The following is a 24,952-nucleotide window of genomic DNA, read 5'->3' on the forward strand; positions in this document are numbered from 1 at the left end:
CCCACGCTGACCTACGAGCGTGGCGCGTAGGCAAAAACGTCGGCACGCATCTGATGCGCATCCATTCCCGCTTCCACCAGCGCATCCAGCGTGCCGTAGACCATGGCCGGAGAGCCACTGGCGTACACATGCAGCGACTTGAGGTCAGGGAAGTCTTCACAGACCGCTTCATGCAACATGCCGCAACGCCCTTCCCAACCGCATTGATCACTGACGACCTTGTGCAGGAACAGGTTGGGCAGTTTCAGCCATTCGTCCCAATGCTCGACTTGATAAAAGTCTTCTGGGCGACGCACACCCCAATACAGATGCACCGGATGCTTGAAACCCGAGGCCCGGCAATGTTCGATCAGGCCGTGGACCTGGCCCATGCCGGTGCCAGCGGCGATCAGCACGAGAGGACCGGCCGGCAACTCCTCCAGGTGGGTATCGCCAAACGGCAACTCGACCCGCACCATGCTGTTGCGCTGAAGCTGTTCGATCAGGCTCAACGCACTGGATTCGCGCGCCAGTACATGGATTTCCAGGTCGCGCCCAGCATGTGGTGCCGAGGCGAGGGAGAAGGCGGACTTTTCGCCGTTCTCGCGTTCGATCATCAGGTACTGGCCGGCATGGTAGCGCGGCGGTTTACCGGCCGGAGCCCGCAGACGCACGCGCCAGGTGTCGCCGCCCACGTCCTTGCACTCAATGACCTGACACGACACGCTGCGCACCGGCAGTTCTCCCAGCGCGAGCACGCCATCCCACAGCACGATGCAGTCTTCCAGCGGCTCCGCTATGCAAGTGTAGAACTCGCCATGATCACGCACATCGCCGGTCTGTTCGACCCGGCCTTCCACCAGCAGTGCCGCGCACACGTGGCAATTGCCGTTGCGGCAGCTTTGCGGGCATTCGTAGCCCAAACGTCGTGCGCCATCGAGAATCCGCTCACCGGGCAATATCTCAAGCACTGCTCCGGAGGGCTGCAAGGTTACACGCATCAATCTATTCCTAACTGATTCCAGATGGCATCGATCCGCTGGGTCACGGCATCGTCCTTGACGATGACTCGGCCCCACTCGCGGGTGGTTTCGCCCGGCCATTTATGCGTGGCATCGAGGCCCATTTTCGACCCCAGGCCGGACACCGGCGAGGCAAAGTCGAGATAGTCGATCGGCGTGTTGTCGATCATCACCGTGTCGCGCTTGGGGTCCATGCGCGTGGTGATGGCCCAGATCACGTCGTTCCAGTCCCGGGCGTTGATATCGTCGTCGGTGACGATAACGAACTTGGTGTACATGAACTGTCGCAAAAACGACCAGACACCCAGCATTACCCGCTTGGCGTGGCCCGGATACGACTTCTTCATGGTCACGATGGCCATGCGGTACGAGCAGCCTTCGGGCGGCAAGTAGAAATCGGTGATCTCCGGGAACTGCTTCTGCAGGATCGGCACGAACACTTCGTTCAGCGCAACGCCGAGAATCGCCGGCTCATCCGGTGGACGGCCGGTGTAGGTGCTGTGGTAGATCGGTTTGATCCGGTGGGTAATGCGCTCGACAGTGAATACCGGGAAGCTGTCGACTTCGTTGTAGTAACCGGTGTGGTCACCGTACGGGCCTTCATCGGCCATTTCGCCTGGATGGATCACGCCTTCGAGGATGATCTCGGCGGTGGCCGGCACTTGCAGGTCATTGCCGCGGCATTTCACCAGCTCGGTGCGGTTGCCGCGCAACAGGCCGGCGAAAGCGTATTCGGAAAGGCTGTCGGGCACCGGGGTCACGGCGCCGAGGATGGTCGCCGGGTCCGCGCCCAATGCCACGGAAACCGGGAACGGCTGGCCGGGATGCTTCTCGCACCATTCGCGGTAATCCAGCGCGCCGCCACGGTGGCTCAGCCAGCGCATGATGACCTTGTTGCGACCGATCACTTGCTGACGATAGATGCCGAGGTTCTGGCGATCCTTGTTCGGGCCTTTGGTGACGGTCAGGCCCCAGGTGATCAACGGGCCAACGTCGCCCGGCCAGCAGGTCTGCACCGGCAACATCGCCAGGTCGACGTCGTCGCCTTCGATGACCACTTCCTGGCACACCGCGTCCTTGACGACTTTCGGCGCCATCGAAATGATCTTGCGGAAGATCGGCAGCTTGGACCAGGCATCCTTCAAGCCTTTCGGTGGCTCGGGTTCTTTGAGGAACGCCAGCAGCTTTCCGATTTCGCGCAGTTCGCTGACCGCCTCGGCGCCCATGCCCAGCGCCACGCGCTCGGGGGTGCCAAACAGGTTGCCGAGCACAGGAATGTCATAACCGGTGGGTTTTTCGAATAGCAGGGCCGGGCCTTTGGCGCGCAAAGTGCGGTCACAGACCTCGGTCATTTCGAGCACTGGGGACACCGGAACCTGAATGCGCTTGAGTTCACCGCGCTGTTCCAGCCCGCTGATAAAGTCGCGCAAGTCGCGATACTGCATGCGTAAGCCTCGTGTTGGCCGTGGCGTTCGGGGCAGGCAGTTTAGCGCCGAACCCTTCGGTTCAGAACCACGAACTGCCGCCCGATCAAAAATCGGATAGCAAAAAGCCGGGTTTCCCCGGCTTTTTGTGCCTGCTCGACTTACTTGCGTTTCATCGACAGGAAGAACTCATCGTTGGTCTTGGTCGTCTTCAGCTTGTCGACCAGGAACTCGATGGCAGCCACTTCATCCATCGGGTGCAGCAGCTTGCGCAGAATCCACATGCGCTGCAGCTCGTCGTCGGCGGTCAGCAACTCTTCGCGGCGGGTGCCGGAACGGTTGATGTTGATGGCCGGGAACACGCGTTTTTCAGCGATACGACGATCCAGCGGCAGTTCCATGTTGCCGGTGCCTTTGAATTCTTCGTAGATCACTTCGTCCATCTTCGAGCCGGTTTCTACCAGCGCGGTAGCGATGATGGTCAGCGAGCCGCCTTCTTCGATGTTCCGCGCAGCGCCGAAGAAACGCTTCGGTTTCTCCAGGGCGTGGGCATCGACACCACCGGTCAGTACCTTGCCGGAGCTCGGGATCACGGTGTTGTAGGCGCGAGCCAGACGGGTAATGGAGTCGAGCAGGATCACCACGTCTTTCTTGTGCTCGACCAGGCGCTTGGCCTTCTCGATCACCATTTCGGCAACCTGCACGTGGCGGGTTGGCGGCTCGTCGAACGTCGAGGCAACCACTTCGCCGCGCACGGTGCGCTGCATTTCGGTCACTTCTTCCGGACGTTCGTCGATCAGCAATACGATCAGATGAACTTCAGGATTGTTACGAGCGATGTTTGCCGCGATGTTCTGCAGCATGATCGTCTTGCCGGCTTTCGGCGGTGCAACGATCAGGCCGCGCTGGCCTTTACCGATCGGGGCGCACAGGTCGATGACACGACCGGTCAAGTCTTCGGTGGAACCGTTGCCGGCTTCCATCTTCATGCGCACGGTCGGGAACAGCGGGGTCAGGTTCTCGAAGAGAATCTTGTTTTTCGCGTTCTCGGGACGATCGTAGTTGATCGTGTCGACCTTGAGCAGCGCGAAATAACGCTCGCCTTCCTTTGGAGGACGGATCTTGCCAACGATGGTGTCACCGGTGCGCAAGTTGAAACGACGGATCTGGCTCGGCGAGACATAGATATCGTCTGGACCTGCGAGATAGGAAGCGTCAGCGGAGCGCAGGAAGCCGAAGCCGTCCTGGAGAATCTCCAGCACGCCATCACCGGAGATTTCCTCACCGCTTTTCGCGTGCTTCTTGAGCAGGGAGAAAATCACGTCCTGCTTGCGCGAACGGGCCATATTTTCTATGCCCATCTGTTCGGCCAATTCGAGCAGTTCGGTAATCGGCTTTTGCTTGAGTTCAGTCAGATTCATATAGGAATGACGTAATCATTTATGGAGGGGGGAAATTAAGCTTTTGGCTTAATGAGGCCGCGCCGCAGAGAAGGCGACAGGATCGCGTACTTATTCGAAAAGGAGTGCGTCGGCGACGGCTAGCAGGGGGCAATGGAGAAACCAGTGCGGGGCCGAATGTACCACCTGAGTTTAGGAGCGTCTAGCCCTGAATACGCAAAAAGCCCCGCTATTTGCGGGGCTTTTTCAGGAAACTTTACAGCGACGCTTAGATGTTGGCGTCGAGGAAAGCAGCCAGTTGCGACTTCGACAGTGCGCCGACCTTGGTCGCTTCGACGTTGCCGTTCTTGAACAGCATCAGGGTCGGGATACCGCGCACGCCATGCTTGGCCGGGGTTTCCTGGTTTTCGTCGATGTTCAGCTTGGCAACGGTCAGCTTGCCTTTGTAGGTCTCGGCAATTTCGTCCAGAACAGGAGCGATCATTTTGCAAGGGCCGCACCACTCAGCCCAGTAATCGACCAGTACAGCGCCTTCAGCCTTGAGTACGTCGGCCTCGAAGCTAGCGTCGCTAACGTGTTTGATAAGATCGCTGCTCATGGAATTCTCCAGGGTTGTAAGCAAAAAAACGTGGCCCATCATAGCTGCCCTTCCCTCGTTCAGGAAGGTGCAGTTGATTGAGTCTCGCTATGGTGTTCCATGAGTTTGGGTATAGCCCAGGTCACGCCGTGGCGGGAGCGACGAAGGCGATTCCGGTGCGCAACGCCGCGTTACGCACATGCTCGTGCATGGCTTTCTGCGCGGCGCCAGAGGCTCGGCGAGCCAGCGCGCGAAGGATCTTGCGGTGTTCCTGCCAGGTTTCCATGGCCCGCTCGGCCCGGATGAACGGTAGCTTCTGGCTCTCCAGGAAGATGTCGGCGCTGGCAGTCAGGATGCTCAGCATCGCCTGATTGCCGCTGGCCAGCAGGATGCGGCGGTGGAATTCGAAGTCCAGGCGCGCCGCCGCTTCGAAATCGGCGGCTTTCAGTTCGTTACGCATGGCGGCGACATTGTCTTCCAGCGCATCGAGTTCATCGGTGCTCAAGGTCACGGCCGCCAGCCCCGCGGCAAACCCCTCCAGCGCATAGCGCAACTGGAAGATATCCAGCGGCGAAGCCTGCGCCGCGAACGGCCAGCCTGGCGCTGCCTCGCCTCGCGGCAGCTCCACCGGCGCCTGCACGAACACGCCTTTGCCCGGCTGGATGCTGATCACGCCCAGTGCACTCAACGATGACAACGCCTCGCGCAACGACGCCCGACTAACCCCCAATTGCACCGCCAGTTCCCGTTGCGAGGGCAAGGCATCCCCCGGCCCGAAGCCCTGCTCGGTAATCAGTTTGCGGATGGCTTGCAACGCCACTTCAGGTACGGCACGGGAGATCGAATTCATGGTTTTCCAGACGAACCATGCCAATGTGCGCTCAGTTGTAAAGCTATTCGCGACGCCCGGCAAGTCGTGCCCCATGGGGGTTCGGTGATTTTCACGGCTGCGCCATCGGGGTGCGAAACGCAACCTGACTGTTCAGACCAGTAAGACCGTGCGACGCCAGCAAAACCGCGCCCTGGCGCCCTCAAAACCCCATGTTGGCATGGCCCATGCTCTGTCGATCCGCAGAAATCACTTCTTGCCGATCCGGAGATTTGCCATGACCCAGCGTTACAGCGCCCTCCTTGCTGCCCTGTTTGCCAGCCTGATGCTGAGCCAGGCACCCGCCCACGCCGACGGTCTGGACGATGTGGTCAAGCGCGGAGTCCTCAAGGTCGCCGTGCCCCAGGACTTCCCGCCGTTCGGCTCGGTCGGCCCGGACATGCAACCCCGCGGCCTCGACATCGACACCGCGAAACTGCTGGCCGACCAGCTAAAGGTCAAACTTGAACTGACCCCGGTCAACAGCACCAACCGCATCCCGTTCCTCACCACTGGCAAGGTCGACCTGGTGATCTCCAGCCTCGGCAAGAACCCGGAGCGCGAAAAAGTCATCGACTTCTCCCGCGCCTACGCGCCGTTCTACCTCGCCGTGTTCGGTCCGCCAGACGCCAACATCAAGGGCCTGGACGATCTCAAGGGCAAAACCATCAGCGTCACCCGTGGCGCCATCGAAGACATCGAGCTGACCAAGGTCGCCCCCGAAGGCGTGACCATCAAGCGTTTCGAAGACAACAACTCGACCATTGCCGCCTACCTGGCCGGCCAGGTCGACCTGATCGCCAGCGGCAACGTGGTGATGGTGGCGATCAGCGAGAAGAGCCCGAAACGCGTGCCGGCGCTGAAAGTGAAGCTCAAGGATTCGCCGGTCTACGTCGGCGTTAACAAGAACGAGCCGGCGCTGCTGGACAAGGTCAACCAGATCCTCGTGACCGCCAAGAGCGATGGCGCGCTGGAAAAGAACGCCCTGACCTGGCTGAAAGAACCGCTGCCAGCCGATCTCTGATTCGGCGCGCTGGAGACGTTTTATGGCTTATCAGTTCGATTTCCTGCCGGTGGTGAACAACACCGATTTGTTGCTGCGCGGTGCGTTGTTCACCCTTGAGCTGACCGCCATCGGCGCTGTGCTCGGCGTGGGGCTGGGCATCGTCGGGGCGCTGGTGCGGGCGTGGAACATCCGGCCTTTCGCGGGGGTTTTCGCGGTCTACGTCGAGTTGATCCGCAACACGCCATTTCTGGTGCAGTTATTTTTCATCTTCTTCGGTTTGCCATCCCTGGGCGTGCAGATTTCCGAATGGCAGGCGGCGGTGCTGGCGATGGTCATCAACCTCGGAGCCTATTCGACCGAGATTATCCGCGCTGGCATCCAGGCGATCCCCCGGGGTCAGTTGGAAGCCGCGGCGGCGTTGGCGATGACACGTTTCGAAGCCTTCCGTCACGTGATGCTGCTGCCGGCGCTGGGTAAGGTCTGGCCAGCCCTGAGCAGCCAGATCATCATCGTGATGCTCGGCTCGGCGGTGTGTTCACAGATTGCCACTGAAGAGCTGAGCTTCGCGGCCAACTTCATTCAATCTCGCAACTTCCGAGCCTTTGAAACCTATGCCCTGACCACGCTGCTCTATCTGTGTATGGCGCTGCTGATCCGCCAATTGCTGAACTGGATCGGGCATCGGTTTATCGCGAGGAACAGCCAATGAGCGATTTCACCTTCTGGGACATCGTGCGCAACCTGCTCACCGGCCTGCAATGGACGCTGGCGCTGTCGCTGGTGGCGTTCATTGGCGGCGGGCTGATTGGCTTGCTGATCATGGTCATGCGCATCTCGGATAAATCCCTGCCACGCAGTTTCGCTCGCACTTATATCGAACTGTTCCAGGGCACGCCGCTGTTGATGCAGCTGTTCCTGGTGTTTTTTGGCGTGGCGCTGGCCGGGGTGGAGATTTCGCCGTGGATGGCAGCGGCGATCGCGCTGACGCTGTTCACCAGCGCTTACCTGGCGGAGATCTGGCGCGGTTGCGTCGAGTCGATTCCCAACGGCCAGTGGGAAGCCTCGTCGAGCCTGGCGCTGACCCCGCTGGAACAATTGCGCTATGTGATCCTGCCCCAGGCGTTGCGCATCGCCGTGGCGCCGACCGTGGGTTTCTCGGTGCAAGTGGTCAAAGGCACCGCCGTCACCTCGATCATCGGTTTCACCGAACTGACCAAGACTGGCGGCATGCTCGCCAACGCCACCTTCGAACCCTTCATGGTCTACGGCCTCGTCGCTCTCGGCTATTTCCTGCTCTGTTATCCCTTGTCGCTCAGTGCGCGCTACCTGGAAAGGAGACTGCATGCCTCTGCTTAGAATTTCCGCCCTGCATAAATACTACGGCGATCACCATGTGCTCAAAGGCATCGATCTGAGTGTCGAGGAAGGCCAGGTGGTGGCGATCATCGGCCGTAGCGGTTCGGGCAAATCGACCTTGCTGCGCACCCTCAACGGCCTGGAGTCGATCAACGACGGCGTGATCGAAGTCGACGGCGAATACCTCGACGCCGCCCGCGCCGATCTGCGCAGCCTGCGGCAGAAGGTCGGCATGGTATTCCAGCAGTTCAACCTGTTCCCGCACCTGACCGTGGGTGAGAACGTGATGCTCGCGCCGCAAGTGGTGCAGAAAGTACCGAAAGCCAAGGCCGCCGAGCTGGCGCGACAGATGCTGGAAAGGGTCGGACTGGGGGAAAAGTTCGATGCCTTCCCTGATCGGCTGTCCGGCGGGCAGCAACAGCGGGTAGCGATTGCCCGGGCACTGGCGATGTCGCCGAAGGTTTTGCTATGCGACGAAATCACCTCGGCGCTGGACCCGGAACTGGTCAACGAAGTACTGAGCGTGGTCCGGCAACTGGCGAAGGAAGGAATGACGCTGATCATGGTCACCCACGAAATGCGCTTCGCCCGGGAGGTTGGGGACAAGTTGGTGTTCATGCACCAGGGCAAGGTGCATGAGGTTGGGGATCCGAAAGCACTGTTCGCCAACCCGCAGACGGCGGAGCTGGCGAATTTCATTGGGACGGTTGAAGCGGCGGGCTGACAGATCTTCAGCGCCAGCTAAGCCGTCATCGTCGGAACGCCGCCCGGACCAAGCTCGCTCCCACATGGGGCCTGCGTCGGTCGCGGGATTAGCGGCAACCTGGAACCCTGTGGGAGCGAGCTTGCTCGCGATTGACCGCGAAGCGGTCACCTTCGCGTTGGCGCCAGCCTTTGATCGTGGCACGATGTCGAGGTTATCGACCGAGACCCCTGACCATGCCGCAATCCCAAGCCAAGAATCTGTCCCTGATCGCCGCAATCGACCTGGGCTCCAACAGCTTTCACATGGTCGTGGCCAAGGCCCAGAACGGCGAGATCCGTATTCTCGAGCGTCTCGGGGAGAAGGTTCAGCTGGCCGCCGGCATCGACGAAGAGCGCCATCTCAACGAAGAATCGATGCAGCGCGGGCTCGACTGCCTCAAGCGCTTCGCCCAACTGATCAGCGGTATGCCCACCGGCGCCGTTCGCATTGTTGGCACCAACGCCTTGCGTGAAGCCCGCAACCGCGCCGAATTCATCCGTCGCGCCGAAGAAATCCTCGGCCACCCGGTGGAAGTCATCTCCGGTCGTGAAGAAGCGCGCCTGATCTACCTCGGCGTGTCCCACACCCTCGCCGATACCCCGGGCAAGCGCCTGGTGGCCGACATCGGCGGCGGCAGTACCGAATTCATCATTGGCCAGCGCTTCGAACCGCTGCTGCGCGAAAGCCTGCAGATGGGTTGCGTCAGCTACACCCAGCGCTATTTCAAGGACGGCAAGATCACCCCGGCCCGTTACGCCCAGGCGTACACGGCGGCGCGGCTGGAGATCATGAGCATCGAGCACGCCTTGCACCGCCTGACCTGGGATGAAGCCATCGGTTCCTCGGGCACCATCCGCGCCATCGGTCTGGCGTTGAAGGCTGGCGGTCACGGCACCGGCGAGGTCAATGCCGAAGGCCTGGCCTGGCTCAAGCGCAAACTGATCAAGCTCGGCGACGTCGAGAAAATCGACTTCGATGGTATCAAGCCGGATCGCCGTGCGATTTTCCCGGCCGGCCTGGCGATCCTCGAAGCGATCTTCGATTCCCTCGAACTGCAACGCATGGATCACTGCGAAGGCGCCCTGCGCGAAGGCGTGCTCTATGACCTGCTGGGCCGCCATCATCACGAAGACGTGCGCGAGCGCACCCTCACTTCGCTGATGGAGCGCTACCACGTCGATCAAGAGCAAGCGGTACGGGTCGAGCGCAAGGCGCTGCATGCGTTCGATCAGGTGGCCGCGGACTGGGATCTGGAAGACGGCGTCTGGCGCGAACTGCTCGGCTGGGCGGCCAAGGTCCATGAAGTGGGCCTGGACATTGCTCACTATCAGTACCACAAGCATGGCGCCTACCTGATCGAGCACTCCGACCTCGCCGGGTTCTCCCGCGAAGACCAATTGATGCTCGCACTACTGGTGCGCGGCCACCGCCGCAATATTCCCAAGGACAAGTTCGCCGATTTCGGCGACGACGGCATCAAGCTGATTCGCCTGTGCGTGCTGCTGCGCTTTGCAATCCTGTTCCACCACATCCGTGGCACCCAGCAAATGCCCCAGGTGGAGCTGAACGCCTATGGCAACAGCCTGGAAGTAGTGTTCCCGGAGAACTGGCTGGACGAAAACCAGCTGACCCAGGCCGACTTCGCCATCGAAGCGGAATGGCTCACTCGCGTCGATATTGTGCTGAACGCACGCTGATTCCCCCCTGTAGGAGCGAGCTTGCTCGCGATGGAGGCTAACGATAACGCGTGTTATCTGGATACGCGTTGCCCTCACGTTTTTCGCGAGCAAGCTCGCTCCTACAGGGGACCGCGTTGATACAAAAAAAGGGCGATCCATATGGATCGCCCTTTTTTAGGGTCGCTGCGTTAACGAACAGCCAGTATCGGACTGCCCAAACGCTCCAGCAATGTCGCCTGAGCGCTGCGCGGATTCTGGTTGCCGGTTGGTGTGTTACGGATGTAACGACCGTCCGACTGCAGGCTCCAGCTGTGGGTGTTATCGGTCAGATACAACTCCAGTTCTTTCTTGACCCGCATGATCAGCTTCTTGCCTTCCACCGGGAAGCAAGTCTCGACGCGCTTGTCGAGGTTGCGTTCCATCCAGTCGGCACTGGACAGGTACATCTGCTCGTCGCCACCGTTGAGGAAGTAGAAGACCCGGGTGTGTTCCAGGAAGCGGCCAATGATCGAACGCACGTGGATGTTGTGGGAGACCCCGGCGATGCCCGGCCGCAGGCAGCACATGCCACGCACCACCAGATCGATGCGCACGCCTGACTGACTGGCCTTGTACAGCGCGCGGATGATCTTCGGATCGGTCAGCGAGTTGAACTTGGCGATGATGTGCGCCGGTTTGCCGTCGAGGGCGAACTGGGTTTCGCGGGCAATCATGTCGAGCATGCCCTTTTTCAGGGTAAACGGCGCGTGCAGCAATTTCTTCATGCGTAGCGTCTTGCCCATGCCGATCAACTGACTGAACAGTTTGCCGACGTCTTCGCACAAGGCATCGTCGGAGGTCAGCAGGCTGTAGTCGGTGTACAGGCGGGCGTTGCCGGCGTGGTAGTTACCCGTGCCGAGGTGCGCGTAACGCACGATTTCACCCGCCTCGCGACGCAGGATCAGCATCATCTTGGCGTGTGTCTTGAAGCCGACCACGCCATAGATCACCACCGCACCGGCCGCTTGCAGACGGCTGGCCAGTTGCAGGTTGGATTCTTCGTCGAACCGCGCACGCAACTCGATCACCGCGGTGACTTCCTTACCGTTACGCGCCGCATCCACCAGCGCATCGACGATTTCCGAGTTGGCGCCAGAACGGTACAGCGTCTGGCGCACCGCCAGCACGTGCGGATCCTTGGCGGCCTGGCGCAGTAGGTCGACCACCGGGGTGAACGACTCGAACGGGTGCAGCAGCAAGATGTCCTGCTTGCTGATCACGCTGAAAATGTTCTCGCTGTTCTGCAGCAGTTTCGGGATCTGCGGGGTGAACGGCAGATATTGCAACTCGCGCTGGCTGTCCAGACCAGTGATGCTGAACAGCCGCGTCAGGTTCACCGGACCGTTGACCTGATACAACTCGCTCTCGCCCAGGTTGAACTGCTTGAGCAGGTAGTCGGACAGGTGTTTCGGGCAGGTATCAGCCACTTCCAGACGTACCGCATCGCCATAACGACGGGAGAACAGCTCGCCGCGCAAGGCACGGGCCAGGTCTTCTACATCTTCGGAATCCAGCGCCAGGTCGGCGTTCCGGGTCAGGCGGAACTGGTAGCAGCCCTTGACCTTCATCCCCTGGAACAGGTCATCGGCATGGGCGTGGATCATCGACGACAGGAACACGTAGTTGTCGCCTGCGCCGCCGACTTCTTCCGGCACCTTGATGATGCGCGGCAGCAGGCGTGGCGCCGGGATGATCGCCAGACCGGAATCGCGACCGAAGGCGTCGATACCTTCGAGTTCGACGATGAAGTTCAGGCTCTTGTTCACCAGCAATGGGAACGGGTGCGTCGGGTCGAGGCCGATCGGGGTGATGATCGGGGCGATCTCGTCGCGGAAATAGCGGCGGACCCAGGTTTTGAGCTTGGTCGTCCAATTGCGGCGACGGATGAAGCGGACCTGATGCTTTTCCAGCTCCGGCAACAGAATGTCATTGAGGATTGCGTACTGACGATCGACGTGACCGTGAACCAGCTCACTGATGCGAGCCAGGGCCTGGTGCGGTTGCAGACCATCGGCACCGGCCTGTTCACGGGCGAAAGTGATCTGCTTCTTCAGGCCGGCGACACGAATTTCGAAGAACTCGTCCAGGTTGCTGGAGAAGATCAGCAAAAACTTCAGCCGCTCCAGCAACGGGTAGGACTCGTCCAGCGCCTGCTCCAGCACGCGGATATTGAACTGCAGTTGCGAGAGCTCGCGGTGGATGTACAGGCTGCTGTCATCCAGACCGGGGATGGCCACCGCTGGCACTGGCGTAGCGGTCTCGACGACCGCCGCAGGCGGAGCCGGCTCCAGCTCCGGCGGGGTCTCGTCGACTTGCTCCACCACAGGTTGAGCGTCTTTTACGGCAACTTCAGTGAGCACTTCGGTATTCATCGAATGTTCCTGGGAGGGCTATTTTTGCTCTCGTAACAATTGAGCAGCACGAACGGCAAAGTACGTCAGGATGCCATCTGCCCCTGCACGTTTGAAAGCGGTCAGGGACTCGAGGATAACCCCTTCGCTCAACCAGCCATTCTGGATCGCCGCCATGTGCATGGCGTATTCGCCGCTGACTTGATAAACAAACGTCGGCACTTTGAATTCTTCTTTTACCCGGCACAGGATGTCCAGGTACGGCATGCCTGGCTTGACCATGACCATGTCTGCACCTTCTGACAAGTCCGCCGCCACTTCGTGCAGGGCTTCGTTGCTGTTGGCCGGGTCCATCTGATAGGAGGCCTTGTTGGCCTTGCCCAGGTTCAGCGCCGAACCGACCGCATCGCGGAACGGGCCGTAATAAGCGCTGGCATACTTGGCCGAGTAGGCCATGATCCGCACGTTGACGTGACCGGCCACCTCGAGGGCTTCGCGGATCGCCTGGATGCGGCCGTCCATCATGTCCGATGGCGCCACGACCTGGGCGCCGGCTTCGGCGAGGGACAGGGCTTGCCTGACCAGTGCGTCGACGGTGATGTCGTTCTGCACGTAGCCTACTTCATCAAGAATGCCGTCCTGGCCGTGGGTGGTGAACGGGTCCAGGGCGACGTCGGTGATCACGCCCAGCTCAGGGAATTGCGTACGCAGCGCACGGGTCGCGCGTTGGGCGATGCCTTCCGGGTTCCACGCTTCGGCGGCGTCCAGCGACTTGAGCTCCGAGGGTGTTACCGGGAACAGCGCCAGCGCCGGAATCCCCAGCTCGACCCACTTGGCCGCCTCTTCCAGCAACAGGTCAATGGTCAGGCGTTCGACACCCGGCATCGAGGCCACCGCTTCGCGACGGTTTTCACCGTCCAGCACGAATACCGGCAGGATCAGGTCATCGACGGTCAGGACATTTTCACGGACCAGACGACGCGAGAAGTCATCACGACGGTTGCGGCGCAGGCGGGTTGCGGGGAACAAACGGTTGGCGGGGGCAAAGCTCACGGCAGACTCCTGAGCCCGCAGACGTGCGAGCGTAACAGTTATAAGCGGCCATTATGACGAACGTATTACAGTTATGCGCACGCTGCGACAGGTAGCCGCATTCCATTGTCCTTGTAGGAAATGTTCACGTCGAGACACATTTGGACACTTTCCTGAATGTGTCCGAAGGGTTAGGCTGCGCGTTCATTTCGCCAGCACCCAGACAATGCTCCAACAATTCCTGCATGACTTCGGCTACTTTGCCCTCTTTCTAGGCACGTTCTTCGAAGGCGAAACCATTCTGGTACTCGCGGGCTTCCTCGCGTTCCGTGGATACATGGACATCAACCTGGTGGTGGTCGTGGCCTTCTTCGGCAGCTATGCCGGCGACCAACTGTGGTACTTCCTGGGACGCAAGCACGGTCGCAAGCTGCTGGCGCGCAAACCGCGCTGGCAAATGATGGGCGACCGGGCACTGGAACACATTCGCAAGCATCCGGACATCTGGGTGCTGAGCTTCCGCTTCGTCTACGGTTTGCGCACGGTCATGCCGGTGGCCATTGGGCTGTCAGGCTATCCGCCGGGCCGTTACCTACTGCTCAACGGAATTGGCGCGGCGATCTGGGCCGCCGCATTGGCGGCGGCCGCGTACCATTTCGGCGCCGTGCTCGAAGGCATGCTCGGCAGTGTGAAGAAGTACGAACTCTGGGTGCTCGGCGCCCTGCTGGTCCTGGGATTCGTGCTATGGCTGCGCCGGCGCTTCAAGAATGCCCGCCTGGCCAGGCAGGTCTACGCCGACGAGCAAGCCATGAAGGTCGAACGAACCAAAATCGAGGGTCCTACGACGCCAACCGAGTAATGCGATTTCTGCAACAGTAGAGACCGATTCCGCTCAACAGGCTGTAACTGAGCAGGCCGACCCAGCCCACCGCACTGGCCGGCCACAACCCCACCATCGGGGCCAGCCATACCAATGGCAGATTCGACGCCAGCCGCACCCACTCCAGCTTCAACGCCCACGGGCGATTCTCCAGGGCCACGCCCAGCACAAACAGACCGAACGCCACCGCCCCCCAACCCAACATAAGGGCGGCGACTGGCAGTTTCGGTTCAAGATTCATCAAGTAGCTGCCCAGCGCGATGTAGACACAGAACTGCAGCAGGATATAAAGCTGCTGACGCCCGTCCAGCGGCACCTCGAATTTGCGGAACAAGGACAGGTCCGGCTTGTTCATCGGGTATTTGGCCGCCACGTCCGCCGGGCGCCAACCGGTGCGCATGAACCAGATCCGCAGCTTGTCCCAGGTGCTCTCGGCACGCCGCGCATCTGCCCACAACTGCGCGTAGAACTGCACGTTTGCCCACACAGGATTCCAGCTCGCCAGCGGCGTGGTCACGCCGAAGATTACCGGCTCGTTGTCGTCTTCTTCCTGGAACGAGCCGAACAGACGGTCCCAAATAATAAACACGCCGCCGTAGTTGCGATCCATGTAGAGAGCGTTCTGTGCATGGTGAGCCCGATGATTGGACGGCGTGACAAAGAACCATTCGAACCAGCCAAGCTTGGGAATGTGCCGGGTATGCACCCAGAACTGGTAGAGCAGGTTGAGCGCCGCGACGCTGACGAACATCAGCAGCGGCACGCCGAACACGGCCATCGGCAGATAGAAGATCCAGCTCAGCAGGAATCCGGTACTGGTCTGGCGCAACGCCGTGGACAGGTTGTAGTCCTCACTCTGGTGATGCACCGAATGGGCGGCCCAGAGGATGTTGCGCTCGTGGCCCATGCGGTGCAGCCAGTAGTAGCAGAAGTCATAGAAGACAAAGGCGAACACCCAGACCCACACACTGTCGACCGACAGTTCGAACAGCGCCAGGTACTTGAGGGCGAACGCGTAGGTCACCAGCCCCACGCCTTTGGTCAGCAGCCCCGTGGTGGTCGACAGCACGCCGGTGCTGATGCTGTTGATCGCGTCCGCCACCCGATAATTACTGACCCCGCGCCAACGGTCGGCCAGCAGTTCGACGGCGATCAGCACAAAGAAAAACGGCACCGCATACAGAATGAAGTCCATGACGCGCCCTGACCGGAATCTTGAGGACAGATGCTATGTGTAGTCGTGAATTAACCCTATGGCAACGAGTGACAAATTAGTGGACATTTAACGCCATGAATCTGGAGAAAAGCCCATGAGCAAAAAAGTTGCAGTGATCCTTTCCGGTTGTGGCGTGTACGACGGCGCCGAGCTCCACGAGAGCGTCATCACCCTGCTGCGTCTGGACCAGCGCGGTGCCCAGGTGCAGTGTTTCGCACCGAACATCGCGCAGTTGCATGTGATCAATCACCTGACCGGCGAAGAAATGCCTGAATCGCGCAACGTGCTGGTGGAGTCGGCACGGATAGCCCGGGGCAACATCAAGGATATCCGTGACGCGAACGTCGATGAGTTCGATGCGCTGATCGTGCCCGGCGGCTTCGGCTCGGCCAAGAACCTGTCCAACTTCGCCATCGAAGGCGCTGGCTGCACCGTTCAACCGGATGTCCTGGCATTGACCGAAGCCTTTGCCGAGGCCGGCAAGCCGGTGGGGTTGATGTGTATCTCCCCTGCCCTGGCGGCAAAGATCTACGGCCCCGGCGTCACCTGCACCATTGGCAATGACACCGACACCGCTGCCGCGATGAACAAGATGGGTGCCACCCATGCCGATTGCGCGGTCAGTGACATCGTCGAGGACAAGGCGCGCAAACTGGTGAGCACACCCGCTTACATGCTGGCGCAATCGATCAGTGAAGCGGCATCGGGCATCAACAAGCTGGTGGACCGGGTACTGGAACTGACCCACGAAAACGATGCGTAAAAACAAGATCAAAAGATCGCAGCCTGCGGCAGCTCCTACAAGGGGACGGTGTATACCTGTAGGAGCTGCCGCAGGCTGCGATCTTTTCAGGCGTTGCGGGATAACCTGGTCAAAATCCGGTCCAGCGCATTAGCAAACGCCTGCTTCTCACGGTCGCCGAACGGCGCTGGCCCCCCACCCATTTGCCCCTGTTCGCGCAAATCGGTGAACAGGTTGCGCACCGCCAACCGCTCCCCCATGTTCTGCGCATCAAACTCCTTGCCCCGTGGATCGAGCGCAGCCACGCCCTTCTTCACCAGACGGTCGGCCAATGGCACGTCGCTGCAGATCACCAGCTCACCGGGCACCGCGTGTTCCACCAGATAATCGTCCGCTGCATCCGGGCCGCTCGGCACCACGATCAGCTTGACCAGCGCCAGACCCGGCTTGATTTGCGGCTGCCCGGCCACCAGCACCACTTCGAACTGGCGCTTGAGGGCGAACTTCACCACCAGATCCTTGGCTGCCCGTGGGCAGGCGTCGGCATCGATCCACACACGCATCATGTTTTCCTCTATTGCCCGCGAATATGAGCGCAGCGAATGCCCTTTAAGAAACCTGCACCCGCTGCTTCTCAACCACCCGGCTACGGCCATACAACACGATGATTGCTGCAATCGCCACAGCCTGTGCACTCAGCGAATACGCATCGGCATGGATCCCCAACCATTCAAAGTCAAAGAACGGCACCGGTCGAGTGCCGAAGATCCCGGCTTCTTGCAGCGCTTTCACGCCATGCCCGGCAAACACCACCGACAAGGCGCACAAAAGACCGGCGTTGATGCTGAAGAACAGCGCCAGCGGCAGCTTCGCCGAACCGCGCAAAATCACCCAGGCCAGGCCGACCAGCAGCACCAGCGCCGTAGCCCCACCGGCCAGCACCGCGTTATGCCCCGCCGGACCTGCCTGCAACCACAGGGTTTCGTAGAACAGAATCACTTCGAACAGTTCGCGATACACCGAGAAAAACGCCAGGGTCGCAAAACCGAAACGCCCGCCGCCACCCACCAGGCTGGTCTTGATGTAATCCTGCCAGGCAGCCGCGTGACGACGGTCATGCATCCACACGCCCAGCCACAACACCATGACACTGGCAAACAACGCCGTCGCACCTTCCAGCAATTCGCGCTGCGAACCGCTGACGTCGATCACATAGGCTGCCAGCGCCCAGGTACCCAGTCCCGCCAAAAACGCCAACCCCCAACCGGCGTTGACGCTGCGTACCGCCGCCTGTTGACCCGTGTTGCGCAGGAAAGCCAGGATCGCCGCCAGCACCAGAATCGCTTCCAGACCTTCGCGCAGCAGAATCAGCAGGCCGGAAATGTAACTCAGCGACCAGCTCAAACCGTCGTTGCCCAGCAGGCCGGCCGATGCCTTCAACTTGGCCTTGGCCACGTCCAGGCGCTGCTCGACCTCGCTCACCGGCAGACCGTCCTGCAACGACTGACGGTAGGCCATCAGGGATTTTTCAGTGTCTTTACGCACGTTGGCGTCAATGTTATCCAGCGAGCTCTCAACCAGCTCGAAGCCTTCCAGATACGCCGCTACGGATAAGTCATAAGCCTGATCATGCTCACCGGTACGATACGCCGCGATGCTCTTGTCCAGAGTGGCTGCGGTGTAGTCGAGCAGTTGCGCCGGGCCACGCTTGACCTGCGGCGGTTGCGCCCGCTGGGCACGGAAGGTTGCGGTGGCTTGCGGGCCTTCGGCGGTCTGTACTTCTGCCGGGGTCTGACGAGCCAGGTCGGCGATGTTGTAGGTCTTTTCAGCCTTGGCCGTCGCCGGGTCAACACTGAAGCTGGCGATATAGGTGGCAAGGTCCCAACGCTGACGATCATCCAGTTGATCGGCAAAGGCCGGCATGTCAGTCCCCTCGACGCCCAGACCCAAGGTGCTGTAGATCGCGTAGAGGCTCTGTCGATCCAGCCGCTTGGTATCGCGCAGGTTGGACGGCGGTGGCTTCATCCCGACGCCCGCCGGGCCGTCGCCGGCCCCTGTATCGCCATGGCAGACCGAGCAATGCTGAGCGTACAACGGCGCGCCACGCGCCGGGTCCGGCGTAATGACCGGGGCCTGGCTGACTTCATAGGCCACAGCCAGCTTTGCACCGAGTTGCCGGGCCTGGCGAGTGACATCAGCACCGTCCTGACGGGCGCCGATGGAATTTCCCAGCGCGGTCAGGCTTTGCTCCAGCGCGGCTTTTTCCGGTTTGGCCGGCATGGCCGCAATCAGACTTCCCAGCGTCTTGGCCGACTCTTGTTGCGCGCGAAATCCGGCCTGGTCCGTGATGCTGCCCGCCTGCACCGTGTCCGGGTAATCCGCGCCGATGTAATCGAGCAAGTGCAGCGCCTGCGGCGCACCTTCGGCGGGGGCGGCCAGCAGTTGAACGCTGCACGCCGCGAACAGCGGCAGCAACAGCCAGGCCAGCAAACGGGAGGGGGCAATCATGAATGAATCTCAATTTGAAAAACGAAGTTACATATTGTTAACGCCCAACGGGTTTCGCTCAAGCATTGTCGGGACTTCCGGTGAAATCACGGGCTCTCCAAGGTATTGATACACCAATGAAAAAGGCGACCTCATGGGTCGCCTTCCTGGATTTCTGCGGGTTTAGACCGCAGCTTTGCGCAGCGTCGCCATGAATGCTGCCGCACCGATGAACAGTCCGGCAAAGGTCCGATTCATGCGTTTTTGCTGTTTCGGTGTGCGCAGCAGACGCAACACCCTGGACGCCAGACCGGTGTAGCCGGCCATGACGATCAAGTCGACGCAGATCATGGTCACGCCGATCACCAGATACTGAATCAGCAGTGGAGCATGGGGATCGATGAACTGCGGCAACACCGCCAGCATGAACACCAGCGCCTTGGGGTTACTGATGTTCACCAGGAAACCACGGAACACCAGGGCCATCGGCTTGCCGATCTGACGCACCGCCGCGTCATCGCTCATATCACTGGGCAGCGCACGCCATTGCTTGATCGCGAGGTAGACCAGGTACGCCACGCCAAACCATTTGATCGCAAGAAAGGCTGTGGCCGACGCCGTCAGAATCGCGCCCACACCGGCGCCGACGATGGCGATCTGCACTGCAAGGCCCAATTGCAGACCCAGGGCGTTCCAGTAGCCGCGCCAGAATCCGTATTGCAGACCGCTGGACATCGACGCAATGGCGCCGGCACCGGGGGACAGGCTGATCACCCAGCAGGCGGCAAAAAACGCCAGCCATGTTTCAAGCTCCATTGCACACCTCGACTCAGACTCGTGACAGACGTCTAAACTAATGCGGCTTTGATTGGATGACTACCGATTTTTTGTAGGACATGGCGACTGCTAACAGCCAAAAGCAAAGATCGCAGCCTTCGGCAGCTCCTACAGGGAAACGCACTCCAATGTAGGAGCTGCCGAAGGCTGCGATCTTTAGATCTTGAGCTGGCTTACTTCTCAAACCCGCTTGAAGGGAAACCATCCGTCCCCCGCCAGCGCCGCACCGAACGCTGGAAGAACAAACTGTTGGGCACCTGCACCATGGCGCTGCCAGTGCCGAGTTCTTCGGCCTCGATCAGCGTGGTGTACAGCAGGTTGATCGCCACCACCCGGCCTTTGACGCCAGGCTTGTCGGTGGTGTCCACCAACTCGACCACATCACCGAGGCGGAACGGACCGACGGTAAAGATCAGAATCGCGCAGAGAAGATTGGAGAGCACGCTCCACATGGCGAAAAACGCCACCGCCGCGACCGCGACAAAACCGGATAGCGCGGTCCAGAGCACAGTGGCCGAAACCCCGAGGCGCTCCAGCACGAAAATCAACGCACTGCCCATGATCAGCCAGCGCAGGCCCCCGCGCAGCGGCATCAGCAACTGCGGCGGAAACGGGTAGCGCTCACCGAGACGAGTCAGGCATTTGGCAACAAAGCGCTGGGTGATGTAACCGGCGAGCAGGATCAGCAGGATTTGCACGCCGAGCCAGATCGGCTCGACCCACACCGCCGGCAGCGGCAGCTTGAAGGCGTCCATCAGGACAGTGCCTCCAGCTCCGCCTGCATGCCTTCCAGCAATTCCAGGGCTTCCATCCACGCTTCCTCCAGCTCCGCCTCACGCACCTTCAGCTTGGCCTGTTCGGCTAGCAGATCACGCAATTCGTTCTTGCGTGCCGGTTCGTAGATGTCACTGTCGCCGAGACTGGCATCGATTTTCGCCAGCTTTTCGTGGAGCTTGCCCAGCTCGGCTTCGAGCTTGTCAGCCTCGCGCTTGTGCGGTGCCAGTTGCTGACGCAACGCAGCAGCGGCCTGACGCTGGGCTTTCTTGTCGGTCTTGTCCGGGTTGACCGGCGTGTTGCTGACCGGGGCGTTGCGCTGGCGATACTCCACCAGCCAGCGGGTGTAGTCCTCCAGATCGCCGTCGAACTCTTCGACTTTGCCGTCCGCCACCAGATAGAAATTGTCGGTGGTGCTTTTGAGCAAGTGACGATCGTGAGAGACCACCAGTACCGCACCACTGAATTCCTGCAGGGCCATGGTCAACGCCAGGCGCATTTCCAGGTCCAGGTGGTTGGTCGGTTCGTCGAGCAGCAACAGGTTCGGTCGGTCCCAGGCGATCAAGGCCAACGCCAGGCGCGCTTTCTCGCCACCGGAGAAATTCAGTACCGGTTCGTCGATTCGCGCGCCACGGAAGTCGAAACCGCCGAGGAAGTCGCGCAGGGTCTGTTCGCGCTCGGTCGGCGCCAGGCGCTGCAAGTGCAGCAAAGGGCTGGCCTTGGAATCCAGAGAATCGAGTTGATGCTGGGCGAAGTAACCGACCACGGTGTTCTCGCCACGGGTCAAGCGACCGGCCAATGGCGAGAGCTCACCGGCAAGGTTCTTGATCAGGGTCGATTTACCGGCACCGTTCGGGCCGAGCAGACCGATTCGCGCACCCGGGGTCAGTTGCAGCTTGACCTTCTCCAGCACGGCTTTGTCGCCGTAACCCAGGCGGGCATCGGACAGGTCGATCAGCGGGCTGGAAATCTTCTGCGATTCACGGAAGACAAAGTCGAACGGCGAATCGACGTGGGCAGCGGTCAGCTCTTCCATCCGCTCCAGTGCCTTGATCCGGCTCTGGGCCTGACGCGCCTTGGTGGCCTGGGCCTTGAAGCGGGCGATGTAGCTTTCCATGTGCGCACGTTGCACCTGCTGCTTCTCGTAGGCCTGCTGTTGCTGGGCCAGGCGTTCGGCACGGGCACGCTCGAAGGCACTGTAGCCACCGCGGTACAGGGTGATTTTGCGCTGATCGACGTGGGCCACGTGATCGACCACGGCATCGAGGAAGTCGCGGTCGTGGGAAATCAGCATCAAGGTGCCGGGATAGCTCTTGAGCCATTCTTCGAGCCAGATGATGGCGTCGAGGTCCAGGTGGTTGGTCGGTTCGTCGAGCAGCAGCAGGTCCGATGGGCACATCAAGGCCTGTGCCAGGTTCAGACGCATCCGCCAGCCACCGGAGAAATCCCCGACCTGACGATCCATCTGCTCATTGGTGAACCCGAGACCGGCCAGCAACTTGCGCGCCCGGGCGTCGGCGGTGTAACCGTCGGCGCTGTCGAGTTCGGAGTGCAGGCGGGCCTGTGCGGCACCGTCATGGGCCGCTTCGGCGGCCGCCAGGTCGCGTTGCACCTGGCGCAGGCGCAGGTCGCCATCGAGCACGTAGTCGACCGCCAGGCGTTCGAGGGTGTCGACCTCCTGGCGCATGTGGGCGATACGCCAGTCGGCCGGCAGGAAGCAATCACCCGAGTCCGGGTGCAGCTCGCCCCTAAGCAAGGCGAACAGGCTCGATTTGCCGGCGCCGTTGGCACCGATGAGGCCGGCTTTGTGGCCGGCGTGCAGGGTCAGCTCGGCGTCTTCTAGCAGACGTTGCGGGCCACGCTGTAAAGTCAGGTTCTGAAGTCGAATCATAATGGCGGCGGAGTCTACCAGCTTCGCTCGCAACTGGCGCGAGTAGCACTATGTCCTCTGACCTGTGGAGTTTTTCCCTTAGTACTTATGCCCAGCCCGGCGTTGAACCCGCATGCCTGCAATTGCAGTCGGCGGGCATCAATGTGTGCTTGCTACTCTGCGGACTGTGGCTGGGAGAACGTGGCGTCGCCTTTAACGAACACCGATTGCAGCAACTGCGTAGCGTGGCCGAGCCGTGGGACGCAGACGTGGTGCGACCGCTGCGAGCCTTGCGGGTGAATTGGAAAGTCGTTGCCGCCGACGATGGCGAACTGAATGCTTTGCGCGAGCAAGTGAAGGCACTCGAACTGGAAGCCGAGCGACATCTGTTGGTACGACTGGAACGATCGGCGTTGAGTTGGCCGCAAGGTGAGGCGACCGATCTATCGGCCTGGCTCAATGGTGTGGCGGCAGGCGCCGCCCACCTGGACCGCGACGCGCTGCATCAGCTGCGCGTCGCGGTAACCGGCACTTAGGAAGCGCTGGTTGGGGTGGTTGCTGCGATCGATGCGGCGGCCGGCGTTGGCGCTGGCGTGGCTGTCGAGGTGGCTGCTGCTAAAGCAGACGTTGCTGCCGGAGCCGGGTTGGCTGGCTTGGCAACTGGCGCGGCGGCCGGCTTGGCGGCAACAGGTTTTTTCACTGCTGGTTTTGCAGCTGGCTTCGCCGCCGCTGGCTTGGCAGCGGGTTTGGCGGTGGCCGGTTTGGCAGTGGCCGGTTTGGCAGCAGCGGCAGGTTTAGCCGCAGCAGGTTTGGCTGCCGGTTTAGCGGCCGACTTGGCCGCTGCTTTTACAGCGGGTTTGGCCGCAGTTTTCGCAGCAGGTTTTGCAGCGGTTTTAGCCGCGACAGATTTGGCGGCTGGCTTCGCAGCAGGCTTCGCTGCTGCAGTTCTGGCTGCGGGTTTTGCGGCTGGTTTTGCTGCGGGTTTAGCGGCCGTTTTTGCGGCCGTTTTTGCAGCTGGTTTTGCAGCCGCGGTTTTCGCCACGGCGGGTTTGACAGCAGCAGTTCTTGCAGCACTAGATTTGGCTGCGGCAGGCTTGGCTGGCGTCGTTTTAACAGCCGGTTTCGCAGCGCTGGCAGCGACTGCTTTTCTCGCTGCTGGTTTGGCTGCGGCTTTCACCGGTGCTTTGGCGGCCGGCTTGGCCGGTGCTTTTGCAGCAACCGGTTTGGCAGCGGCTTTCTTCGCAGGTGCCGCAGCAGGTTTGGCTGCACGCAGGGACAACGCCTTGCCGACAGCCTCTTGTACACGACCGACACCCTGGGCCAGTTTCAGGCTTTCCTGGGCATCGCGCTTGAGTTGCAGAATGTAGCCGCGGGTTTCCGATTGACGATCCTTGAGGGCATCGAGCAGCTCTTCAAGGTCGGCCACTGCGTCCTTGGCCTTGGCTTGTGCCTTGGCTTTTCCGGCCGCCGCAGCGTCCTGCAATTTGGTGCGGGACTTGTGCAGTTTTTCTTGCGCTTTTCCGCGCTGCTTTTCCAGTTTGGCGAGCAGTTTTTCAGCATCAGCCAAGGCTTCGGAACAAGCGGTTTCCAGGTGCTCGAGCAGGCTGCCCGAGAGTTGTTGGAGTAGGTGCAATGGAGTGTTTACTGGCTTCTTGGTGGCCGACATGGTTTACCTCCTGGCTGAAGTGAGTGCGGCTCATACTAGACCTCTGCTGCAACCGCCGCTAGGGCATGTTGACACTATCGAAAGCCCCGCGTTGCAAAGGATCGAAAAACTTCTGCCGCGACGCAAAAGCAGTTCACCGTTGCGCGCATTCTCACTGGCATAATCGCCCGCAATTCAGATCGGAGAGTGCCCATGCCGCGCTACCTTTTTTTATCGCTGTGCGTGTTTTTTTCGGTGGCCCAAGCCGCCGCGACAACACAGGAAAATGAAGCCCGCGATCTCGCTTACAGCCTGGGTGCGAGCCTTGGCGAACGCTTGCGCCAGGAGGCTCCCGACCTGCAACTCCAGGCGCTGGTCGAAGGATTGCAGCAGGCCTATCAGGGCAAACCGCTGGCGCTGAAGGACGAGCAGATCCGGCAGATATTGACCGAACATGAAGCCCGGATCGCCATGCAGTCAGCCGAGCCGCAAAGCGAAATGGCGCTGGAAAAGGAACAGCGTTTTCTCGCCACAGAAAAGACCAAGCCCGGCGTGCGCGAACTGGCTGATGGCGTGTTGCTGAAGGAGTTGACGCCAGGCACTGGTGCCAAGGCCGGACCGAATGGCAAAGTGCAGGTGCTGTACATCGGTCGCTTGCCCGATGGCACGGTGTTCGATCAGAACAGCCAGCCACAATGGTTCAGTCTCGACAGCGTGATCGCCGGATGGCGCAGTGCATTGCAAAACATGCCGGTCGGGGCGAAATGGCGACTGGTGATTCCGTCGGCCCAAGCCTATGGCGCCGACGGTGCCGGCGACGTGATCGCACCGTTCACTCCATTGGTGTTCGAAGTCGAATTGCGCGGTGCAACCAGCTGACAGCGGAATCGAGTAGGAGGCGGTCTCGCGACCGCCGTCCTCTCACACCACCGTACGTACGGCTCCGTATACGGCGGTTCAGATTATGCGATTAAGCCGGTTTACCGTATCCAATATCGAGACCAAACCGAGTCCATCCCAAAG

23 protein-coding genes are annotated in these 24,952 nt (G+C 60.7%); 9 read left to right on the forward strand and 14 right to left on the reverse strand.

Annotation, left to right across the window (positions count from 1 at the left end; translation table 11 throughout):
- Positions 1 to 11 precede the first annotated feature (11 nt).
- From AC1DKH_RS03585 to AC1DKH_RS03605, 5 genes are all read right to left on the reverse strand, one after another.
- Complete coding sequence (locus AC1DKH_RS03585; RefSeq protein WP_477797431.1) at positions 12 to 980, reverse strand: CDP-6-deoxy-delta-3,4-glucoseen reductase; 969 nt, start codon at positions 978 to 980, stop codon at positions 12 to 14.
- On the reverse strand, positions 980 to 2,446 hold the full coding sequence (ubiD, locus tag AC1DKH_RS03590) for a 4-hydroxy-3-polyprenylbenzoate decarboxylase (protein WP_108217171.1): 1,467 nt from the start codon (positions 2,444 to 2,446) through the stop codon (positions 980 to 982). The genes AC1DKH_RS03585 and ubiD overlap by 1 nt, the downstream gene beginning before the upstream one ends.
- 140 nt (positions 2,447 to 2,586) lie before the next feature.
- Positions 2,587 to 3,846, reverse strand: coding sequence for a transcription termination factor Rho (gene rho, locus AC1DKH_RS03595; protein WP_046039047.1), 1,260 nt, complete (start codon positions 3,844 to 3,846; stop codon positions 2,587 to 2,589).
- Positions 3,847 to 4,093: 247 nt separating this feature from the next.
- Positions 4,094 to 4,423 carry a thioredoxin TrxA gene (trxA, locus tag AC1DKH_RS03600; RefSeq protein ID WP_003206727.1) on the reverse strand — a complete coding sequence of 110 codons (330 nt, stop codon included), beginning with the start codon at positions 4,421 to 4,423 and terminating at the stop codon, positions 4,094 to 4,096.
- Positions 4,424 to 4,544: 121 nt separating this feature from the next.
- Positions 4,545 to 5,252, reverse strand: coding sequence for a FadR/GntR family transcriptional regulator (locus AC1DKH_RS03605; protein ID WP_477797432.1), 708 nt, complete (start codon positions 5,250 to 5,252; stop codon positions 4,545 to 4,547).
- Positions 5,253 to 5,508: 256 nt separating this feature from the next.
- Here AC1DKH_RS03605 and AC1DKH_RS03610 point away from each other — a divergent pair, with 256 nt between their 5' ends.
- The 5 genes from AC1DKH_RS03610 to ppx all read left to right on the forward strand — a co-directional run bounded on the left by AC1DKH_RS03610 (position 5,509) and on the right by ppx (position 10,074).
- Positions 5,509 to 6,294: a transporter substrate-binding domain-containing protein gene (locus AC1DKH_RS03610; protein WP_477754648.1), complete on the forward strand. Its 786-nt coding sequence runs from the start codon at positions 5,509 to 5,511 to the stop codon at positions 6,292 to 6,294.
- 22 nt (positions 6,295 to 6,316) lie between these two features.
- Entirely contained in the window at positions 6,317 to 6,985 is a 669-nt protein-coding gene (locus AC1DKH_RS03615) for an amino acid ABC transporter permease (protein ID WP_477759736.1), read from the forward strand.
- The gene (locus AC1DKH_RS03620; protein WP_477763003.1) at positions 6,982 to 7,632 is read left to right on the forward strand and encodes an amino acid ABC transporter permease; all 651 of its coding nucleotides are present in this window, start codon (positions 6,982 to 6,984) and stop codon (positions 7,630 to 7,632) included. The genes AC1DKH_RS03615 and AC1DKH_RS03620 overlap by 4 nt, the downstream gene beginning before the upstream one ends.
- The gene (locus tag AC1DKH_RS03625; protein ID WP_477754645.1) at positions 7,619 to 8,356 is read left to right on the forward strand and encodes an amino acid ABC transporter ATP-binding protein; all 738 of its coding nucleotides are present in this window, start codon (positions 7,619 to 7,621) and stop codon (positions 8,354 to 8,356) included. The genes AC1DKH_RS03620 and AC1DKH_RS03625 overlap by 14 nt, the downstream gene beginning before the upstream one ends.
- Before the next feature lie 215 nt (positions 8,357 to 8,571).
- Positions 8,572 to 10,074, forward strand: coding sequence for an exopolyphosphatase (ppx, locus tag AC1DKH_RS03630; RefSeq protein ID WP_477754644.1), 1,503 nt, complete (start codon positions 8,572 to 8,574; stop codon positions 10,072 to 10,074).
- Positions 10,075 to 10,244: 170 nt separating this feature from the next.
- Here the strand turns inward: ppx and ppk1 are convergent, their stop codons facing one another.
- A complete protein-coding gene (gene ppk1, locus AC1DKH_RS03635) occupies positions 10,245 to 12,467 on the reverse strand; it encodes a polyphosphate kinase 1 (RefSeq protein ID WP_477797433.1) in 2,223 nt (740 codons plus the stop codon).
- Positions 12,468 to 12,485: 18 nt separating this feature from the next.
- Positions 12,486 to 13,499, reverse strand: a complete 1,014-nt coding sequence (hemB, locus tag AC1DKH_RS03640; protein WP_477797434.1) for a porphobilinogen synthase — start codon at positions 13,497 to 13,499, stop codon at positions 12,486 to 12,488.
- A gap of 205 nt (positions 13,500 to 13,704) precedes the next feature.
- On the opposite strand from hemB, the gene AC1DKH_RS03645 reads away from it, so the two are divergent.
- Entirely contained in the window at positions 13,705 to 14,337 is a 633-nt protein-coding gene (locus AC1DKH_RS03645; protein WP_477754328.1) for a DedA family protein, read from the forward strand.
- Here the strand turns inward: AC1DKH_RS03645 and AC1DKH_RS03650 are convergent.
- Positions 14,318 to 15,553 carry a sterol desaturase family protein gene (locus AC1DKH_RS03650; protein ID WP_477754327.1) on the reverse strand — a complete coding sequence of 412 codons (1,236 nt, stop codon included), beginning with the start codon at positions 15,551 to 15,553 and terminating at the stop codon, positions 14,318 to 14,320. The two genes, AC1DKH_RS03645 and AC1DKH_RS03650, sit on opposite strands and share 20 nt — an antisense overlap.
- A gap of 115 nt (positions 15,554 to 15,668) precedes the next feature.
- Between AC1DKH_RS03650 and elbB the strand changes: the two genes are divergently transcribed.
- The gene (gene elbB, locus AC1DKH_RS03655) at positions 15,669 to 16,337 is read left to right on the forward strand and encodes an isoprenoid biosynthesis glyoxalase ElbB (protein WP_477763007.1); all 669 of its coding nucleotides are present in this window, start codon (positions 15,669 to 15,671) and stop codon (positions 16,335 to 16,337) included.
- 86 nt (positions 16,338 to 16,423) lie between these two features.
- Here elbB and AC1DKH_RS03660 read toward each other — a convergent pair whose 3' ends face one another.
- The 5 genes from AC1DKH_RS03660 to AC1DKH_RS03680 all read right to left on the reverse strand — a co-directional run bounded on the left by AC1DKH_RS03660 (position 16,424) and on the right by AC1DKH_RS03680 (position 22,305).
- The gene (locus tag AC1DKH_RS03660; RefSeq protein WP_477763008.1) at positions 16,424 to 16,879 is read right to left on the reverse strand and encodes a YaiI/YqxD family protein; all 456 of its coding nucleotides are present in this window, start codon (positions 16,877 to 16,879) and stop codon (positions 16,424 to 16,426) included.
- A 46-nt stretch (positions 16,880 to 16,925) separates the two neighbouring features.
- A complete protein-coding gene (locus AC1DKH_RS03665) occupies positions 16,926 to 18,824 on the reverse strand; it encodes an FTR1 family protein (protein WP_477797435.1) in 1,899 nt (632 codons plus the stop codon).
- Between the two features lie 162 nt (positions 18,825 to 18,986).
- Positions 18,987 to 19,619 (reverse strand): homoserine/homoserine lactone efflux protein, encoded by a 633-nt coding sequence (rhtB, locus tag AC1DKH_RS03670; protein ID WP_477763010.1) that lies wholly within the window; start codon positions 19,617 to 19,619, stop codon positions 18,987 to 18,989.
- 194 nt (positions 19,620 to 19,813) lie between these two features.
- Positions 19,814 to 20,395 carry a mechanosensitive ion channel domain-containing protein gene (locus AC1DKH_RS03675; RefSeq protein WP_477797436.1) on the reverse strand — a complete coding sequence of 194 codons (582 nt, stop codon included), beginning with the start codon at positions 20,393 to 20,395 and terminating at the stop codon, positions 19,814 to 19,816.
- Positions 20,395 to 22,305, reverse strand: a complete 1,911-nt coding sequence (locus AC1DKH_RS03680; protein WP_477763012.1) for an ATP-binding cassette domain-containing protein — start codon at positions 22,303 to 22,305, stop codon at positions 20,395 to 20,397. Before AC1DKH_RS03680 ends, AC1DKH_RS03675 begins: the two co-directional genes overlap by 1 nt.
- Before the next feature lie 50 nt (positions 22,306 to 22,355).
- Between AC1DKH_RS03680 and AC1DKH_RS03685 the strand changes: the two genes are divergently transcribed.
- On the forward strand, positions 22,356 to 22,820 hold the full coding sequence (locus AC1DKH_RS03685) for a TIGR02444 family protein (protein WP_477754322.1): 465 nt from the start codon (positions 22,356 to 22,358) through the stop codon (positions 22,818 to 22,820).
- Here the strand turns inward: AC1DKH_RS03685 and AC1DKH_RS03690 are convergent.
- Entirely contained in the window at positions 22,817 to 23,950 is a 1,134-nt protein-coding gene (locus tag AC1DKH_RS03690) for an AlgP family protein (RefSeq protein WP_477797437.1), read from the reverse strand. The genes AC1DKH_RS03685 and AC1DKH_RS03690 overlap by 4 nt on opposite strands.
- A gap of 192 nt (positions 23,951 to 24,142) precedes the next feature.
- Here AC1DKH_RS03690 and AC1DKH_RS03695 point away from each other — a divergent pair, with 192 nt between their 5' ends.
- Positions 24,143 to 24,808, forward strand: coding sequence for an FKBP-type peptidyl-prolyl cis-trans isomerase (locus AC1DKH_RS03695; RefSeq protein ID WP_477797438.1), 666 nt, complete (start codon positions 24,143 to 24,145; stop codon positions 24,806 to 24,808).
- Positions 24,809 to 24,952: the final 144 nt, after the last annotated feature.

Source organism: Pseudomonas sp. 05L36 (assembly GCF_056398125.1).